18 protein-coding genes are annotated in these 18,027 nt (G+C 37.8%); 2 read left to right on the top strand and 16 right to left on the bottom strand.

Annotated features, from left to right (window positions below):
* Positions 1 to 91 precede the first annotated feature (91 nt).
* The gene (locus ACSU6B_RS22980) at positions 92 to 2,167 is read right to left on the bottom strand and encodes a sigma-54 interaction domain-containing protein (protein ID WP_410888585.1); all 2,076 of its coding nucleotides are present in this window, start codon (positions 2,165 to 2,167) and stop codon (positions 92 to 94) included.
* A gap of 185 nt (positions 2,168 to 2,352) precedes the next feature.
* Between ACSU6B_RS22980 and ACSU6B_RS22985 the strand changes: the two genes are divergently transcribed.
* Positions 2,353 to 2,592, top strand: coding sequence for a DUF2627 domain-containing protein (locus ACSU6B_RS22985; protein ID WP_215005190.1), 240 nt, complete (start codon positions 2,353 to 2,355; stop codon positions 2,590 to 2,592).
* 10 nt (positions 2,593 to 2,602) lie between these two features.
* On the opposite strand, the gene ACSU6B_RS22990 is transcribed toward ACSU6B_RS22985, so the two are convergent.
* Positions 2,603 to 3,328, bottom strand: coding sequence for a glycerophosphodiester phosphodiesterase (locus tag ACSU6B_RS22990; RefSeq protein WP_410888586.1), 726 nt, complete (start codon positions 3,326 to 3,328; stop codon positions 2,603 to 2,605).
* A 38-nt stretch (positions 3,329 to 3,366) separates the two neighbouring features.
* On the opposite strand from ACSU6B_RS22990, the gene ACSU6B_RS22995 reads away from it, so the two are divergent.
* Complete coding sequence (locus ACSU6B_RS22995; protein ID WP_215005197.1) at positions 3,367 to 3,507, top strand: YycC family protein; 141 nt, start codon at positions 3,367 to 3,369, stop codon at positions 3,505 to 3,507.
* An 80-nt stretch (positions 3,508 to 3,587) separates the two neighbouring features.
* Here ACSU6B_RS22995 and spo0A read toward each other — a convergent pair whose 3' ends face one another.
* The 14 genes from spo0A to accB all read right to left on the bottom strand — a co-directional run bounded on the left by spo0A (position 3,588) and on the right by accB (position 17,792).
* On the bottom strand, positions 3,588 to 4,379 hold the full coding sequence (gene spo0A, locus ACSU6B_RS23000; RefSeq protein ID WP_214713105.1) for a sporulation transcription factor Spo0A: 792 nt from the start codon (positions 4,377 to 4,379) through the stop codon (positions 3,588 to 3,590).
* A 283-nt stretch (positions 4,380 to 4,662) separates the two neighbouring features.
* Positions 4,663 to 5,952, bottom strand: a complete 1,290-nt coding sequence (gene spoIVB, locus ACSU6B_RS23005) for a SpoIVB peptidase (protein WP_410888587.1) — start codon at positions 5,950 to 5,952, stop codon at positions 4,663 to 4,665.
* Positions 5,953 to 6,128: 176 nt separating this feature from the next.
* Positions 6,129 to 7,838: a DNA repair protein RecN gene (recN, locus tag ACSU6B_RS23010; protein WP_410888588.1), complete on the bottom strand. Its 1,710-nt coding sequence runs from the start codon at positions 7,836 to 7,838 to the stop codon at positions 6,129 to 6,131.
* A 15-nt stretch (positions 7,839 to 7,853) separates the two neighbouring features.
* Positions 7,854 to 8,303, bottom strand: a complete 450-nt coding sequence (gene ahrC / locus ACSU6B_RS23015) for a transcriptional regulator AhrC/ArgR (RefSeq protein WP_088088912.1) — start codon at positions 8,301 to 8,303, stop codon at positions 7,854 to 7,856.
* A 149-nt stretch (positions 8,304 to 8,452) separates the two neighbouring features.
* Complete coding sequence (locus tag ACSU6B_RS23020) at positions 8,453 to 9,292, bottom strand: TlyA family RNA methyltransferase (RefSeq protein WP_215005206.1); 840 nt, start codon at positions 9,290 to 9,292, stop codon at positions 8,453 to 8,455.
* A 3-nt stretch (positions 9,293 to 9,295) separates the two neighbouring features.
* Positions 9,296 to 11,191 (bottom strand): 1-deoxy-D-xylulose-5-phosphate synthase, encoded by a 1,896-nt coding sequence (dxs, locus tag ACSU6B_RS23025; RefSeq protein ID WP_410888589.1) that lies wholly within the window; start codon positions 11,189 to 11,191, stop codon positions 9,296 to 9,298.
* 187 nt (positions 11,192 to 11,378) lie between these two features.
* The gene (locus tag ACSU6B_RS23030; RefSeq protein ID WP_215005212.1) at positions 11,379 to 12,272 is read right to left on the bottom strand and encodes a polyprenyl synthetase family protein; all 894 of its coding nucleotides are present in this window, start codon (positions 12,270 to 12,272) and stop codon (positions 11,379 to 11,381) included.
* 3 nt (positions 12,273 to 12,275) lie between these two features.
* On the bottom strand, positions 12,276 to 12,509 hold the full coding sequence (locus ACSU6B_RS23035) for an exodeoxyribonuclease VII small subunit (protein WP_410888590.1): 234 nt from the start codon (positions 12,507 to 12,509) through the stop codon (positions 12,276 to 12,278).
* Positions 12,499 to 13,857: an exodeoxyribonuclease VII large subunit gene (gene xseA / locus ACSU6B_RS23040; protein ID WP_410888591.1), complete on the bottom strand. Its 1,359-nt coding sequence runs from the start codon at positions 13,855 to 13,857 to the stop codon at positions 12,499 to 12,501. Before xseA ends, ACSU6B_RS23035 begins: the two co-directional genes overlap by 11 nt.
* A gap of 106 nt (positions 13,858 to 13,963) precedes the next feature.
* A complete protein-coding gene (gene folD / locus ACSU6B_RS23045; protein WP_410888592.1) occupies positions 13,964 to 14,821 on the bottom strand; it encodes a bifunctional methylenetetrahydrofolate dehydrogenase/methenyltetrahydrofolate cyclohydrolase FolD in 858 nt (285 codons plus the stop codon).
* 38 nt (positions 14,822 to 14,859) lie between these two features.
* Positions 14,860 to 15,258: a transcription antitermination factor NusB gene (gene nusB, locus ACSU6B_RS23050; protein WP_088088919.1), complete on the bottom strand. Its 399-nt coding sequence runs from the start codon at positions 15,256 to 15,258 to the stop codon at positions 14,860 to 14,862.
* 222 nt (positions 15,259 to 15,480) lie between these two features.
* A complete protein-coding gene (locus ACSU6B_RS23055) occupies positions 15,481 to 15,891 on the bottom strand; it encodes an Asp23/Gls24 family envelope stress response protein (RefSeq protein ID WP_088088920.1) in 411 nt (136 codons plus the stop codon).
* A gap of 18 nt (positions 15,892 to 15,909) precedes the next feature.
* Positions 15,910 to 17,265 carry an acetyl-CoA carboxylase biotin carboxylase subunit gene (accC, locus tag ACSU6B_RS23060; RefSeq protein ID WP_215005224.1) on the bottom strand — a complete coding sequence of 452 codons (1,356 nt, stop codon included), beginning with the start codon at positions 17,263 to 17,265 and terminating at the stop codon, positions 15,910 to 15,912.
* 14 nt (positions 17,266 to 17,279) lie between these two features.
* Entirely contained in the window at positions 17,280 to 17,792 is a 513-nt protein-coding gene (accB, locus tag ACSU6B_RS23065) for an acetyl-CoA carboxylase biotin carboxyl carrier protein (RefSeq protein ID WP_410888593.1), read from the bottom strand.
* Positions 17,793 to 18,027: the final 235 nt, after the last annotated feature.

The following is an 18,027-nucleotide window of genomic DNA, read 5'->3' on the forward strand; positions in this document are numbered from 1 at the left end:
ATGTAATATGCAATTTCCGTGCCAAACAAATCCCCATGAAAACGCTTTATTATTCATTCTAAAGTGTGAAACATTTTTCATAATACGAAATTTATTGCATGCTATTCTTTTCAATGTTGTATTTTTCAAGCTTATAATATAAATTCCTCACAGACAATCCCAGCGTTTTCGCTGTCAATGTCTTATTTCCATTTAAGCGAAGAAGTGTCTGCTTAATAATTTTCGTCTCATATTCATCTATCATATCTGATAAGGAACGGTCTATCACAAAGGAATCGTTACTGTAGCTTAAAGAGGGTTCATTTGTGCTTTTTTTATTTTTTAACTCTGGTAGGTGATGAACATCAATAAGGAGCTCATAATAATTCATAAAAATAATCGCTCTGCCAAGAATATTTTCTAATTCTCGAACATTTCCTGGCCATTCATAATCCATTAACTGGTGTAACGCTGCCGGTGTGATTCCTTCAACGTTTCGTCCATAGTCCTGGCTTATTTTTTGAATAAGCCGCTCATTTAAAAGAGGAATTTCCTCTTTTCGCTTCCTTAATGGAGGGATATGGATTGGCATTCGATTTAAACGATAATATAAGTCTTCCCGAAAGGAGCCTTTAGCAATACCCTTTTCTAAATTGACATTAGTTGCCGCAATAATTCTTACATTAATGGAAATTGGCTTTGTCCCACCGACTCGGATAATTTCTTTTTCTTGAAGTACTCTCAGTAATTTTGCTTGTGTATTTACTGGAAGTTCACCAATTTCATCGAGAAAAATACTCCCATTATTAGCTTCTTCGAAAAAGCCTCTTTTTCCTCCTCTCATGGCACCAGAAAAAGCACCTTCCTCATAGCCGAATAGTTCACTTTCTAACAATGTTTCCGAAATTGCAGCGCAATTGACCCTGATAAATTTGTTATATTTACGGTCGCTTGCATTATGTATAGCATGGGCAAACAATTCTTTCCCGGTTCCTGATTCACCCCTAAGGAGAACGGTTGCAGGTGTTTTCGCTCCTAGTTTAGCTTGTTCAATCGCTAGCATCATTTCATCAGATTGAGCAATTATATCCTCAAAGGTGTATTTCGCTTCAAGCTTGCGGATCAGTTGTCGTGCGCGGTTCAATTCTCTATTCAGTGATTTTATTTCGGACATATCATGAATAACGCCAACACTGCCTTTTAATTTCCCTTTTACGATAATCGGGGCTACATTTACTATTACTTCTCGTTTGTTTGGCCCCACTCTCATCGGAACGCCGCGTACAGCTCTTCTGGTTTGCAACACCTTCATGTGCATACTCTCCCCTTCAGAAATATCCGCTGTAGCTGGTTGACCAATAATCTGATCATGGGTCAGTCCAGTAATACGGGAGTATGCTGGATTAATAAGAATGCCTCTGCCATTTTCATCTACAACAGAAATTGCATCATCACTAGAATGGATAATAGCTTGCAACATGGTTTGAATTTCCTTTAAATCCGTAAGTTCTTCAGCAAGATTAACAACCTCAGTAATATCTTTAAAAACAGCAAACGCACCTATTAAGGTCCCATTTTCCTCGATAATTGGAATACGGGTCGTAATGATTTTTCTATCATTACTCAGAACCATTTCTTGGTTCGCTTCAATTCTTCTTGTTTCTAAAATTTGAGGCAGCCTTGTTGTTGGAATAACATCAACAACAAATTTCCCAATTGCCTGTACACTCTTTACACCCATGATTTCTTGTGCCCGTTTGTTGAATAAAATGACCTTTCCGTACTTATCAATAACAATCATTCCATCATTTGCAGCATTAAAGATTAGTTCCTGCTGGTAGGATTCATTTTTATGCTTTTCAATTAGCTCCTCTTTTTCTTGCATAATTTTTGCGACCAGAAATGCAACGCTTCCTGGAATCAGAATGGTATTTTGACTTTTAGCTTTTCTAAGTTCTTGGAAAACAGTATCGTTTCCTGTTACTTCAATGATAATATCAATAGAACCTGCTAAAAATGGGCGCCAGTCTTCCCCTGTTTTTATCCCCTCTTCTTGTGCGAATAAAATTCCCGGTGCATCCAAGTTCCGATCAATTACCACACTTACTTTTAATACTTCAGATTCTTTTAAAATTTTTAAGATTGCCGTACCACCTTTACCAGCACCAACAATCATGACATTTTGCATTTTTTCTACCCCTTTAAGAAATTTTTTTCATATCATCTTAAGAAAAATATGCAACTTTTTTCATATCTATTTTATAACCAAACACAATCCTTGACAAATTTTATCTATATAATAATATTTTGATGAGATATAATCTTAATATGACATGATATTACAGTAAAATTTGAAACTGGAAGGATTTATTTATGAAGCGAATAATTGCCCTCATCATAGTATTGATTCCTGGAATTTTGGCTGCTGTTGGTATTAAATTAATGCGTGATATGTTATTCGGGATTTTACAAGCTCCATTCCCTAATTTATTGGTGCAATTTCTAGCTGGGTTTATCTTTTTTGTCGGCGGTCTAGGGTTTGTGGCAGGATTTATTTTTCATCGAGACCGAAAAAGAAGCAAGGTTCAAAAAAGGTTTAAAAATACAAAATAAAAAGAGGCCTCTACGGTCTCTTTTCATATTGTTTTCGTATTTTTAACGCTTTTACTGGATCATCCGTAATAAACGCCGTGCAATTAATCTTAAAAAGGCGATGCATATCTATCTCTTTATTAACAGTATATGGCCGTACGGCAATCCCGTTATTTATTGTATTTATGATAACATCATCAGACATGACTGAGTATTTTGGATGGATCCCCTTAGCTCGGATCGCTTGGGAATAAATCCATGGCATGTAGATGCCTTCAAGAAAAAGAGGGGCTATTTCAATTTCAGGTGCTAGGCTGTAACTATAGACAATGCTATAGTGATTGAAAGAGGAAATAATAATCCGATCGATTAAATTAAATTTTCGAACAAGTTGAATGACTTTTTCTTCCATCCCCTTATAGGGAAATAGCCCGTTCTTTAATTCAATATTACATAATAATCTATTGGATGTAAGCCACTCAAGAACTTCAGTTAATGCAGGTATAGGTTCTTTTTTGCTTTTTAGATTGGCGTTCAATTTCCGAAGATCTTTAAATAAGAAATCTTTTACAAACCCGTTCCCGTTCGTTGTTCGGTCTACTTTTTCATCATGAATGACAACTAATTCGCCGTCTTTTGTTAACTGAACATCCAATTCCAACCCATCTGCACCTGCTTTTTCTGCTTCACGAAAGGCTCCTAATGTATTTTCTGCAAAAGAAGCCGAATAGCCACGGTGCGCAAAAATCTGAGTCATATTTTCACTTCCCAACTTTCTAATTGGAGGAATTTCAAATGAAACCTTTACAGTTATCACCAGAAACAGCAATCAAGCTATCCCAAAAGTTAAATGTGCCTATAGAACAGATTATGCATATGCCCCAACATATTCTCATCCAAAAACTAATGGAATTAGAGAAAGAGGAGAAAAAATAACATAAATAAAAACACCAACTTTAAGTGTTAAAAAAAAAGCCTTCATTTCTTTCGATGAAGGCTTACAATTAATTATTATTTCAAGATGCCTTGTGTTCCAGCCTCAATTTATCCGCAACCATGGCAATAAATTCAGAATTCGTCGGTTTTGCCTTAGACATGCTGACAGTGTATCCGAATAGCGAAGAAATGGAATCAATGTTTCCCCGGCTCCAAGCCACTTCAATGGCATGACGGATTGCTCGTTCCACACGGCTCGCTGTTGTGTTATATTTTTTGGCGATATCTGGATACAGCACTTTCGTAATTGACCCTAAAAGTTCGATATCGTTATATACCATTGAAATGGCCTCACGTAAGTACAGATATCCTTTAATATGTGCTGGGACACCAATTTCATGAATGATGCTTGTAATACTAGCATCCAAATTTTTAGGTTTTTGCTCAGTTTGAGAACGATAAGTTGTTGATGTTGATTTTCGTGTAAATGAATTGTTATTTCCGCTAACTTGTCGAATATGGCTTCCTAAATTCTCCATATCAAATGGTTTCAAAATAAAGTAGGAAGCACCAAGTTCAACTGCTTTTTTTGTCACATCTTCCTGACCAAAGGCAGTGAGCATAATAACGTTGGGAAGTACTCCCTTTTTAAGATCACGGAGGCGCTCAAGTACAGCCAAACCATCAAGATGCGGCATAATAATATCCAAAACTAGAACGTCAGGATCCGTTGTCGATAACATTTCTAGACACTCTTGTCCATTATGAGCAATTCCTACAACTTCCATATCATCTTGGGACGAAATAAAGTCCTCTAATAGTCCAACTAGCTCCCTATTGTCATCAACGACACAAACTTTAATTTTCTTCACTTCTAGTTCCTCCTCGGGTTTAAATCATAAGATCTATTTCATCTAACATTTCTAATCAGTTGTATTCTCCTAATTCTATTCTAAATTAGAAATTCGACAATGCAACAAAAATTCCTCTCATTTTTTTAATATTTCTTAAAATAGTGATAAAATCTAATCTTTTCTTTGTTTTTCTCGCCTTTTCGACGTAAACTGCGTCATTTCCAAAATATGGATGTTTTTTGTCGAAAAATGTTTATGTAAAAAGCAAAATAGGGGGATTTTCCTATTTTGCTCCAATGTCCTAACTCGCTTTATTTTTTGGCATTTCATATATGTTAATTCCAGCTTCATTTAACATCCATTCAATGTGTACCCCGTATCCTGAGGTTGGATCATTAACAAAAACATGTGTAACTGCTCCAATTAGTTTTCCATCTTGAATAATTGGGCTGCCGCTCATCCCTTGAACAATACCTCCTGTTTTTTTAAGGAGCTTAGGGTCGGTTACTTTTATTACCATGCCTTTGGTTGCTGGAAACTTTTGCGGGATTGTGCTGACAATTTCGATATCAAATTCTTCTACTTGGTCATCATTAACGACCGTTAATATCTTTGCGGGTCCTTCTTTTACTTGATGTGATAATGCGATAGGCAGTGGTTTATCCATAACACCATTTTTTAATTCTTTTACCATTTCACCAAAAATACCAAATGGGCTGTTCTTTTGGATATTACCAACGATTTCTCGGTCCGAAGAAAAGCGGGCAAGTTTTTCACCAGGGTCTCCGTTACTTCCCTTTTCAATGGAAGTTACAGTAGACCGGACAATTTGTCCATCTTCAACAACAATTGGCTGTTTTGTATCCATGTCTGATATTACATGACCAAGGGCACCATATTTCTTAGATTGTGGATGAACAAAGGTCATTGTTCCAATTCCTGCAGCGGAATCTCTAATATATAAACCAAGCTTATAAATATTTTCCCCTTTGTCTTTTAATGGGGTTAATTGTGTAGTAAATTTTCCACTTTCCCGACTAATAACCATATCGAGAGGTTTTCCTTCTTGTCCTGCGGTTTGTACAAATGGTGCTACATCTGACATTTTTTCAATTTTATTACCGTTAATTTCAGTAATGATATCCCCAATTTTTATACCTGCAATTTCACCTGGAGACTTTTTTCCAGATATAGTATTGATTAAATGGTGGCCCACAACCAAAACGCCGACTGTGTTTAATTTTACGCCGATTGACTGCCCGCCTGGAATGACTCTAAAATCCTTTAAGACGCGTACGTCAACCTTTTTTATAGGAATCCCTGCAAACTCTAACAGCATTTCATTTTTTCCATTTTCAGTTGCCTTCATTGAAACCGTATGTTTTCCTTGATCAAGTGTAATATTCGAATTGCGAGAAACCAAAGCGGCTGATACCGGGGCAGCCTTTTGAAAATTATAGTCTTGTCCTTCAAAAACTGTAATTGTTTTAGGTATCGCAAGGTATTGCTGTATAGGCTGAAAAAAAATAAGGCTAATTAATGAAACAAGGAGAATTCCACCAATAATCTTTCTAATTATTTCTAACTTCAAATTCTTCACTCTCCTCGCTTCTTTTCATTACATTGAAATGGCTACATCTTTAATTTTGCCTCCTTGACAATCATTTATAACTTGGTTCTACATAAAAAAGCTACCCGAAATGGATAGCATTACAATTTTTATTAAAAATATAGAAATTTTAGCCTTTTTACGGCAAATGTTTCAGTTTAGTGACTTGTCAAAGGACTACCACTTTTTTTGTTTTCAGCAGCTAAATATAATAATTCTTCTGCATGTTTTTTAGTGAGGTCAGTTATTTCTGTTCCAGATATCATCCGGCCAATTTCATTAATTTTTTCATTAATCTCTAACGGGGTAACAGAAGTTTTCGTTCTACCCCCTTTTATGATCTTTGAAATGAACAAGTGAGTATCAGCCATAGCTGCTACCTGAGGCAGATGCGAAATACACAAAACCTGTGATTCGGCAGCCACCTTATAGATTTTCTCCGCAATTGATTGGGCAACCCTGCCGCTTACACCAGTATCAACCTCATCGAAAATTATGGATGTTACTCCTTGATGCTTGGAAAAAATACTTTTTAATGCCAACATAATTCTAGATAATTCCCCTCCAGAAGCAACCTTTGATAAGGGCTTCAATGGTTCTCCGGGGTTAGTTGAGATAAAAAATTCGACGTGGTCCACACCGTTTTTTGTAAATTGAATGGTATTTGATTCAAAACGAATTTCAAAAACGGTTTTCGCCATATACAATTCTTTTAATTCTTTATGTATTAACCTTGTCAGTTTATCTGCCCATTTAAGACGAATTTCAGTTAACTGCTTCGCTTCAAGGATTAAGTCTTTTTTTACAGAAGTTAATTCTTTTTCTAATTCGCTTATATGTGTTTCTTTATTTTGCAATGTTTCAATTTCTTCTTCAATATTTGCAGCATACTCTAATATTTCATGAATTGTTTTTCCGTATTTTCGTTTGAGCTGATTAATTTCATTCAACCGGTCTTCGATTTCATGTAACCGTTGCGGGTCGAACTCTAATATATCTAATTCATTTCTTAATGCACGCGCCGCATCTTCTAATTGGTAGTAGCTATTCGAGACAGATTCGTAGATGTCTTTATACGCCGTATCAAGTGCCGCAGCGTCTTCTAGGTGCCCCATAACCATACTAATCCAATCCAGCCCTTTTTGTTCTCCCTGCAAGGCTGTATGGCTGGACTGAATGGCTCCAAATACTCTTTCGAAATTAGTTAGTTTTCTTTTTTCCTCAAAAAGATCTTCATCTTCATTAAGCTTTAAATTTGCCTTTTGAATTTCATCCAATTGAAACTGTATTAAATCTAGCCGATGGGCAGTTTGTTGATCATTTTCACTTAATGCTTTTAACTTTTGGAAGGTTTGCTCATAACGACGAAATACTTGCTGGTATTCACCTTGTGAAGGTAGTATATCATCTGCTCCAAATTGATCTAGCAGTGTTAGGTGTCTTGAGTCATCCATTAACTCTTGATGCTCATGCTGACCATGGATATCAACGAGTGTTCCTCCGATTTCCCTGAGAATGGAGATTGTCACAAGCTTTCCATTCACTCGGCAAACACTTTTACCGGTTTGGGCAATATCACGTCGTAAGATTACCGTTCCTTCGTCAATGTCAATCCCAAATTCTAAAGCTTTAGCAATTACCGGATGTTTGTTATCATCAATCTGAAAAAGCCCTTCGATTTCCGCCTTTTCCTCACCATGACGAACAAATTCTGCAGACCCTCTGCCACCAACTAATAAATGAATAGCATCAATGATGATTGATTTACCTGCACCCGTTTCACCTGTTAAAACCGTTAATCCCTTTGTAAATGTTACAGATAAGGCTTCGATAATGGCGAAATTTTTAATTGATAATTCTGCTAACAAGGAACATTCCCCCAATTAAAGCATATCTAGGAACCGGTTTGTGATAACTTCAGTATCTTCCGGAGTTCGACAAATGATTAACATTGTGTCATCCCCACAGATGGTCCCTAATATTTCATCCCAATCGAGATTATCGATTAGTGCGCCAATTGCCATTGCATTACCTGGCAGGCACTTCATGACAAGCAAATGACCTGCCGCATCAATCCGTACAAACGCATCGATTAATGATCTTTTCAACTTTTGTAATGGATTAAATCTTTGGTCAGCAGGTAAGCTGTACTTATATCGTCCATCGCTTAATGGAACCTTAACAAGATGTAATTCTTTAATATCCCTAGAAACGGTTGCTTGTGTTACATTATAGCCAGCACTTTTTAGTTCATCCACTAACTCGTCCTGTGTTTCGATATCATTAGTAGCAATGATTTCTCTTATTTTTATATGGCGTTGGCCTTTGTTCATTGTTTCACCCCATAATAGTTAAAACATCTAAGTAATATGTACTAACACGCTCTTATAAACATGTTAGCCGATTTTTACAAGCTTGTACATTTTTTCTTGTGAAAAGGGGGGAATTTTCATTCCAAAAGAAGAAAAGGATAAGCATCAGCCTACCCTTCTGAATTTTGTTTTGTTTTAAGTTCCACGTGTGATTCCTTTACAATTTCAATAGGGGTGACAAGTAATTGATTAACTCCAATTTCCCGTTCCCCTTCCCATTTTAGATGGAGCAGGTACTCAATGTTTCCATCCCCGCCAGTGATGGGTGAAAAGGATAAGTTTTTTATTGTGTATCCTTGCTGAAAGGCAAAATTAATGATTTTATCAATTACTTGTAAATGTACTTTTTCATCACGAATGATCCCTTTTTTACCAACCTGTTCACGTCCAGCCTCAAATTGCGGTTTTACTAGTGCTATGACGTCACTTTCAGGGACTAAGAGTGTTTTTAAGACAGGTAATATCAACGTTAAGGAGATAAACGATACATCGATTGTGGCGAAATTTGGCATCTCTCCAATTAAATCGACAGGTGTAACATAGCGGAAATTTGTCCTCTCCATTACTACGACACGTTCATCCTGTCTAAGTTTCCAAGCAAGCTGATTATAGCCTACATCCAAAGCATAGGACATTTTTGCACCGTTCTGTAATGCACAATCGGTAAAGCCGCCAGTAGAAGATCCAATGTCGAGCAATACTTTGTTCGTAACACTCACATCAAATACCTTCAAAGCCTTTTCAAGCTTTAATCCACCACGGCTTACATACGGAAGGATCTTCCCTTTGATACTAAGTGGAATATCCGTTTTCACCTTTTCTCCTGGTTTATCCAATCGCTCTTCGTTTGAATAAACTAGCCCTGCCATAATCGTTCGTTTTGCCTTTTCTCTGGTTTCAATTAAACCTCTTTCTACAAGTAAAACGTCTAACCGTTCTTTATTTTTCATATCTTAAGCCCTTTGTTGTTTTTTTCTAGCTAGTATAGAAACCCGTTTGATTACTTCTTCCGTTGTTAAACCAATTTCTTTAAGAAGTGAGTCAACATCTCCATGTTCAATAAATTGGTCCGGGATTCCGATTCTGTCGATGTGCGCGTGATAAAATCCTTGGGTTTGTGCGTACTCCAGAACTGCACTACCAAACCCCCCTTGTAAAACTGCTTCCTCAATGGTAAGAATCGGCATATTTTTCACAAGTAGATGAGTCAGCATTTTTCCATCCAAAGGCTTGATAAACCGGGCATTGACAACTTTGACGGAGATCCCCTTCTTTTCAAGTACCTCAGCTGCTTCTAAGGCCATTTGAATGGTGGTTCCAAAGGTTAGGATAGCCGCATCATCGCCCTCTTTTAGAACCTCCCACGTCCCAATTGGAATGGCTTGAAAATCCTTATCCAATGGGACACCAAGTCCATTCCCACGCGGGAATCTCATGGCAATAGGACCGTCATCATAATTTAGTGCGGTGTAAACCATATGCTGACCCTCATTTTCATCCTTTGGCATCATTAAAACCATATTAGGGATATGCCTTAAAAAAGCAATATCAAAAACTCCTTGATGGGTTTCCCCATCGGCACCCACCAATCCAGCCCGGTCGATTCCAATAAAGACATTTAAGTTTTGACGGCAAATATCATGAACCACCTGATCATAAGCCCGCTGTAAAAAGGTTGAGTAAATTGCCAGAAAAGGTTTCATATTTTGTGTAGCTAATCCCGCAGCGACTGTCGCAGCATGTTGCTCTGCAATCCCTACATCATACATTCGTTCAGGGAACTCACCTGCAAAGCCTTCGAGTTTAGAACCAACAGGCATAGCTGGTGTAATCGCCACAATCCTTTCATCCGTCCTGGCAAGCTTTCGAACCGTTTCACTGACAAGGCTGCTCCATGCAGGGGGCGGTGTTTTTACCGGCTTTACGAATGCACCAGTGTCCATTTTATATGGTCCAGTTCCATGCCATGTACCTGTTTTATCACTTTCTGCCGGCTGATAGCCTTTTCCCTTTTTAGTGATGACATGGAGAAGAATCGGACCTTCTGTCTTTTTAGCATAGCTGAAGTTCTCAAATAATGCTTCAAAATTATGACCATCAATTGGGCCGAGATAAGTAAATCCTAGTTCTTCAAAAAACATACCGGAAACAAATAAATATTTAAGGCTGTCTTTCACTCTTTCAGCGGTTGCAGCTAATTTCCCGCCCACTGCAGGTACTTTTTTCAACAGTACTTCAAGCTCATCTTTCACCCATTGATATTTTCCAGCCGTCCGCAATTGACCAAGAATATTATGAAGTGCACCAACATTAGGAGCGATTGACATTTCATTGTCATTTAAAATGACAATCATATCTTTTTTCTCATGACCAATATGATTTAAGGCTTCTAACGCCATTCCACCTGTTAGAGCCCCGTCACCTATAACTGGAATAACAAATGATTTTTCCTTTTTTAAATCTCTAGCAATTGCCATTCCCATAGCAGCAGAAAGAGATGTAGAACTGTGACCTGTTTCCCAAACATCATGCTCGCTTTCAATCCGTTTAGGAAAGCCGCATAATCCTTTATATTGCCGTAATGTATCAAACTCACTTGCTCTGCCCGTTAAAATTTTATGAACATAAGATTGATGTCCCACATCCCAGATAATCTTATCTTTGGGACTGTTAAAACATTTATGTAAGGCTATGGTTAATTCGACTACTCCTAAATTCGGTCCAATATGGCCTCCAGTTACAGACAGCTTTTCAATCAAAAATGTGCGAATTTCTTGACTTAAAGCCTCTAATTCGATATTCGACATGCCTTTTAAAAAGGCTGGGTCTTTTATTGATAACAGATCCATGTTTGGACCACTCACTTTCATACTTTTATGCATTCTTCTTTTTGTCATTGTGTTATATTACACATTTAAATAATTAAGTTTTGATTAAAAAATAGCCGCTAACACGAGAGTGATAACGGCATTGACAACGTTTTCTACAATGAAAACAATTATAACACACTTATTTCAATGCCTCAAATACCGTTTTTTAATGGTCTCTTGAAGCAACTAATTCCGTTATTTCCATCAGAAGGGTCGTATCCAAGCCTGTCATACCGAGATATTGCTTCGATAGATTTATTTGTTGATTCAAGGCTGCAATTGCCCCTTCTAATGATAACAACTGCGGATACGTACTTTTATGATTGGAGGTATCACTACCAACTGGTTTCCCGATTAATTGCTGATTCCCCACCAAATCAAGAATATCATCTTGGATTTGAAAAGCGAGACCTAGATGATGGGCGAAAGAGGAAAGATTTTTTAATTGTTCCTGATTTGCACCCGCCATTATCGCTCCTGCCAGAACACTAAATCCGAGCAGCTTACCGGTTTTATGGATGTGTATATACTCAAGTTCTTCGAGAGTTAAGGATTTCCCTTCTCCTTCCATATCGGCAACTTGGCCGCCAACCATTCCTTCCGTTCCAGATGCCTTTGCCAACTCAATCACTAATTTTAGTTTTGTATCTGCTGAAGCGAATTCAGATGGAATATTCCCAATTACCTCAAAGCTATATGTTAATAAAGCATCTCCTGCTAAAATCGCAATAGCATCACCAAAAACTTTATGATTTGTGGGTTTGCCTCTTCTAAGGTCATCATTATCCATGCTTGGCAAATCGTCGTGAATTAGGGAATATGTATGAACCATCTCAATGGCCGAAGCAGCAAGAAGCCCATTTTTTGGGTCTACCCCAAATGCTTCTAGAGTAGCGAATAATAAAAGGGGGCGAATTCGTTTACCTCCTGCTTCAAGTGAATAGATCATTGATTCCTTAATAATAGGAGGGGCGTCAAGCTTATTAACCAGAGTCCGAAGCTCCGAATCAAGCTGAAGTTTATATTCTCGTGCAAATACATCTAGTAACCCGGTTCCCAAGTCTTATTCCTCCTCATCAATCGTTAAACTCTCCGTCCGACCGTCCTCCGTAATAATTTGTGTTAATTGTTCTTCGACACTTTTTAATTTATCATGGCAAAGTTTGGACAGCTCCATACCTTCTTTATAGAAGATGATTGCTTCTTCTAACGGTACATCTCCTTCTTCAAGCTTATCCACAATTCGTTCCAAGTTAGTCATTGCCTCTTCAAAGGAAATTTTCTTTTCATTCGTCACGTTTTTCGCTCTCCTTCCTATTCTCAACTCTACAGAAAAGACTGCCATCCGTTAATTGAATCTGAACTCGCTCATTCATTTTAACTTGATTAATGCTTTTAATTAGTCTGTTTTCTTCTGAATAAGCTAAACTATATCCACGTTCCATGATTTTCAAGGGGCTCAACGCGCCTAAGGTCGAAAGGATCCTTTCAAATTCTGTTTGCTTTTTTGAAAGTACTTGCTGCATGGCACGTTTCATCTCTTTATTGGTTAGGTCTAAACGTTTTTGTGCTTCTCGTAATGCCTCGCTTGGATGATTCCTCTGCAAGCGTTTATAAAGAATTTCGTGCTGCCCTTTTTTTATTAAGGACAACCTGGATGTCCCGCGGACCAGCATTTCCGTTAGTTTATCAACCTGCTCAAGCTTTTGTTCATATAATCGATGGGGATAGCGAAAGGCATAGGATTTCTGAACACGAGTTAATCGTTCTTTTTCAAACTGGAATTTTCCCTTCATCGTCCGAAGAAGGCGAGTTTGCCGCTGTAAAACCCTGTCCAATAACTCATCTATATGTGGGACAGCAAGTTCTGCAGCACCAGTTGGGGTCGGAGCGCGTAAATCCGCTACAAAATCAGCAATGGTAAAGTCGGTTTCATGTCCGACGGCTGATATGATCGGGATGTCTGAAGAAAATATCGCTCGGGCAACGAGTTCCTCATTAAAAGCCCACAACTCCTCTATTGACCCCCCGCCGCGTCCAACGATTAGGACATCAATTTCATTCATGCTATTTGCTTTAGCAATTGCCTTAGCAATAGAGGGAGCCGCTTGATCACCCTGTACAAGGGCAGGAAAAACAAGAATATTAGCGATGGGATACCGTCTTTTAATTGTAGTAATAACATCCCTTATCGCCGCTCCAGTGGGTGAGGTAATCACCCCAACGGTTCTAGGATACAAAGGAATCACCTTTTTATTTTCTATCGCAAATAATCCTTCTAATTCTAGTCTTTGTTTAAGCTGTTCATAGGCTAAAAACAATTCTCCTATACCATCTGGCCGCATTTCTTTTATATATATTTGATATTGACCACTTGGTTCATAAACGGAAATTTCGCCTCTGACAATTACTTTCATGCCATTTTCTGGTGTGAATTTCATTGATCTTGACTGACTCGAAAACATAACCGCAAGAATGCGGGCTTTTTCATCCTTTAAGGTAAAATACATATGACCGCTCGAATGCTGTTTGAAATTTGAAATTTCACCTCTAACATGAACATCCCGTAAATGTGGATCCGCATCAAATTTTCTTTTTATGTATTTGGTTAAAGCATTCACAGATAAATATCTTTGTTCCTGCATAGGTAACTCCTTTTTATTCGACCAATAGTCAAATGAAAACTCTTCGATTAGCGAAAAACTGTCCTTATCTTATATATATTTATAAAAGATAAGGACAATTTCCTACTTAATGGCGGTCTAGGCTTTCTGCAGCTGATTTTAAGGTATTATACATAAGCATGGTAATGGTCATCGGTCCTACTCCCTTTGGAACAGGCGTGATATATCCAGCTTTTTCGCTTACCTCAGCAAAAGCTACATCACCGCAAAGCTTTCCGGCTTCATTACGGTTAATTCCAACATCAATGACGACAGCACCGTCTTTTACATGCTCCGCTGTAATAAAATTCGGAATTCCAACAGCAGCAATAAGGATATCCGCTTGGTTTGTATGGAACTTTAGGTCATTAGTTTTAGAATGACAATAGGTTACAGTTGCATGTTGATTTAAAAATAATTGACCGACCGGCTTTCCGACAATATTACTTCTCCCAACCACGACAACATGCTTCCCTGCTATTGAGATACCTGTTTCTTCAAGTAACACCATAATTCCGTACGGCGTACATGGTAAGAAGGCATTCTGCCCTGTCATCATCCTGCCGATATTAATCGGATGAAACCCATCGACATCCTTATTAGGAGAGATCGATTCAATTACTTTTTTTTCGTCAATGTGTTTGGGGATTGGCAGCTGAACCAAAATGCCATGAATATGATCGTCCTGATTTAATTCTTCAATTTTTGAGAGTAATTCCTCTTCGGAAACTTCCTCTGGCATTTCAATTAAAACTGAGTTCATCCCAAGTTCTTGGCAGGCTTTTTCTTTATTTGTTACATATGTCCGAGAAGCATGGTTATTTCCGACAAGAATAACTGCTAATCCAGGAGTTACCCCAAGGTTTTTTATTCTGCTAACCTCTTCTGCGATTTCCATTCTTTTTTTTGCTGCAATTTCTTTTCCATCAATTATAGTAGCTGTCATTTTCTCTTCTCCTTTTTTTCTTAAGTGCGTCCAATCAATTAATCGTTAAGAAGTTTTTGTTTCACCTTTGATAGAACACCATTAATAAACTTACTTGATTGGTCATCTCCGTATATTTTTGCTATTTCGATGGCTTCATCTAAAATAACATTTTCTGGAACTTCATTTCGGAAAAACTTCATTTCATATGTAGCTATTCTTAATAAATTTCGATCGACCGTTGCCAATCGTTCTATGGACCATTTTTCTAGATTTTCACTGATTAAATTGTCAATTAAGGTTTTTTGTTCGACTACCCCTAGAACAAGTTTAGATAGGTACTCGTCACCCGCCTCTCCTTCCAATACATGCTCAATCGCTGCTGATGGCTCAGTGTTGCTTATATCGATTTGAAAAAGTGCCTGTAATGCCTTTTCCCTTGCTGTTCTTCTTTTCATTATACAATTAACTCCTTTAGAGATATTAATTAATTTTTGTCTATTTTTCATACATAAATAGTAAATAAGTATTCGAATAGGTTGCACATAAACGATAATAGCATAACTAAAAATGATTCGCACTCTAAGGTTGTTATTTTTCCAATATGTAAGCACTTTTATTTAGGACTTAATTACAAATAAAGAAAAACCAAAGGAATATTCTCCTTTGGTTTCCAAGTTTTAGATCTCTGTGTCAATGCTCTCTGGTTCATTCTTATGGTTTTCAAATTGTATCCCAACCACATGAATATTTACTTCTTCAGCATCTAAGGCAGTCATATTCAACAATGCTTGACGAATATTATCCTGCACTTTTCCTGCAACGGAAGGAATGGATACTCCAAACTTCATCATACAATAGACATCTACTTTTATTCCTGACTCTGTTAATTCGACTTTTACGCCCTTACCATGGTTTTTCTTCCCTAAACGCTCAACCACACCTGTTGCAAAATTACCACGCATCGAGGCTACACCTTCCACCTCAGAAGCAGCAATGCCTGCAATAACCTCAATCACTTCAGGAGCAATTTCAATTTTCCCATGTCCGTTATTGCCTTGTTCCATTTCCAAGACACTAAACTCGCTCATTAATAACACCTCCAGATATTAAATAGACTTCATCACATCATGCAATTCCAAGAATTTCGTATTAAATCCGCCTTCGACGAACTTTTCATGATCTAGTAGTTTTAAATGGAACGGAATCGTTGTATGGATTCCTTCAACAACGAATTCACTCAATGCACGTTTCATTCTTGAAATGGCCTCTTCCCTGCTGTTACCATATGCGATAACCTTTGCAATCATAGAATCATAATAAGGCGGAATCGTATACCCTGGATAAGCTGCTGAATCAATACGTATGCCAAACCCGCCAGGTGGAAGGTACATGTTGATTTTCCCTGCAGATGGAAGAAAATTCTTTTCTGGGTTTTCGGCATTAATCCGACATTCGATTGCCCATCCTGTAAATGTGACATCCTGTTGTTTTAACTTTAACTTTTCTCCAGAAGCCACCCGGATTTGTTCTTTAATTAAATCGATTCCAGTGACCATTTCTGTAACAGGATGCTCCACCTGAATTCTGGTGTTCATTTCCATAAAATAAAACTTTCGATTGCGGTAGTCATATATAAATTCTACCGTTCCCGCACCTGAATAATCAACTGCTTTTGCAGCTTTTACGGCTGCATTACCCATTTCTGCTCGGATTTCCCCATCTAATGCTGGTGATGGAGATTCTTCAAGAAGCTTTTGCAGCCTGCGCTGGATTGTACAATCTCTTTCTCCTAAATGAATTGTGTTACCAAAGGAGTCAGCAAGGACCTGAATTTCAACATGACGGAAATCCTCAATATATTTTTCAATGTAAACACCAGGATTTCCAAAGGCTGTCATGGCTTCCTGCTGTGTAATATTAATGCCTTTAATTAATTCCTGCTCGTTCTTGGCAACACGAATCCCTTTGCCACCTCCACCAGCAGTTGCTTTTATGATAACTGGATATTGGATTTTTTTTACAAGTTCAAGTGCCTCATCGATATCATTTATAATCCCAGTTGAACCTGGGACAATTGGGACCCCGGCTTCACGCATAGTCTCCCTTGCGATATCCTTAGTACCCATTCTTGTAATGGCCTCTGGGCTTGGACCCACAAATGTTATATTGCATTCGCGGCAAAGCTCTGCGAAATCTGCGTTTTCGGCTAAAAAGCCATACCCTGGGTGAATGGCATCACATGCTGTAAGCTTAGCCACACTAATTAGATTTGTTACATTTAAATAACTGTCTTTTGATGACGTAGGCCCAATGCAATAGGCTTCATCTGCGAGCTGTACATGTAATGCTTCACGATCCGCTTCCGAGTAAACGGCAACAGATTCAATTCCCATTTCCCTGCACGCTCGAATAATTCTAACTGCAATTTCTCCTCTGTTTGCAATTAACAGTTTTTTAATCATCCTGTTATCGCTCCTTATTCAGGTTTTACTAAAAATAAAGGCTGTCCGTATTCTACTAATTGTCCATTTTTAGCAAGTATTTCAACAATTTCGCCGTTAATTTCAGCTTCAATTTCATTAAATAATTTCATAGCTTCCACAATACATACAATCGAATCTGTTGTTACATTAGAACCCAGTTTAACATATGCGTCAGTTTCTGGAGTCGGTGACGCATAAAAAGTCCCTACCATTGGAGAAACAATTTTGTGAAGATTGGATGTATCAGCTTGCTTTACAGTCTCCTCATTTTGAACTTCCTGGTTTACTTCCTGAACAGGAACGGAAGGTGTTGCTGTAGATAAGACTGGTTGTGCTGGTGATACAAATTGAGTTTCTTGTGGAGCCGGACTTACTTGTGAAACATATGTAACTGCACCATTTTTTTTCATTTTAATTTTTGAACCTTCGTTTTCATATACAAATTCATCAATACTTGATTGGTCCACTAATTTAATCAATTCGCGAATTTCTTGTACTTTTAACATTGAGTTACACTCCTTGTACTACAAAATTATGACTAACTACTATAACTATACGATAATACCTAGTGAAAGTTCAATGATGGAAATTGTCACCATTAAAATTCACCCTCACATACTTCCTCTCTTATCATAATATTTTTATTAACAAAAGGGAACTTTTACAGTTGGCTGTCATTCAACATATTATTTTAACCTATTTCATGGTTATCAAACCAAAAAGGAAAGTCGTTGACTTTCC

The sequence above is a fragment of the Neobacillus sp. C211 genome, assembly GCF_051842875.1.
Taxonomy (GTDB): Bacteria; Bacillota; Bacilli; order Bacillales; family Cytobacillaceae; genus Neobacillus.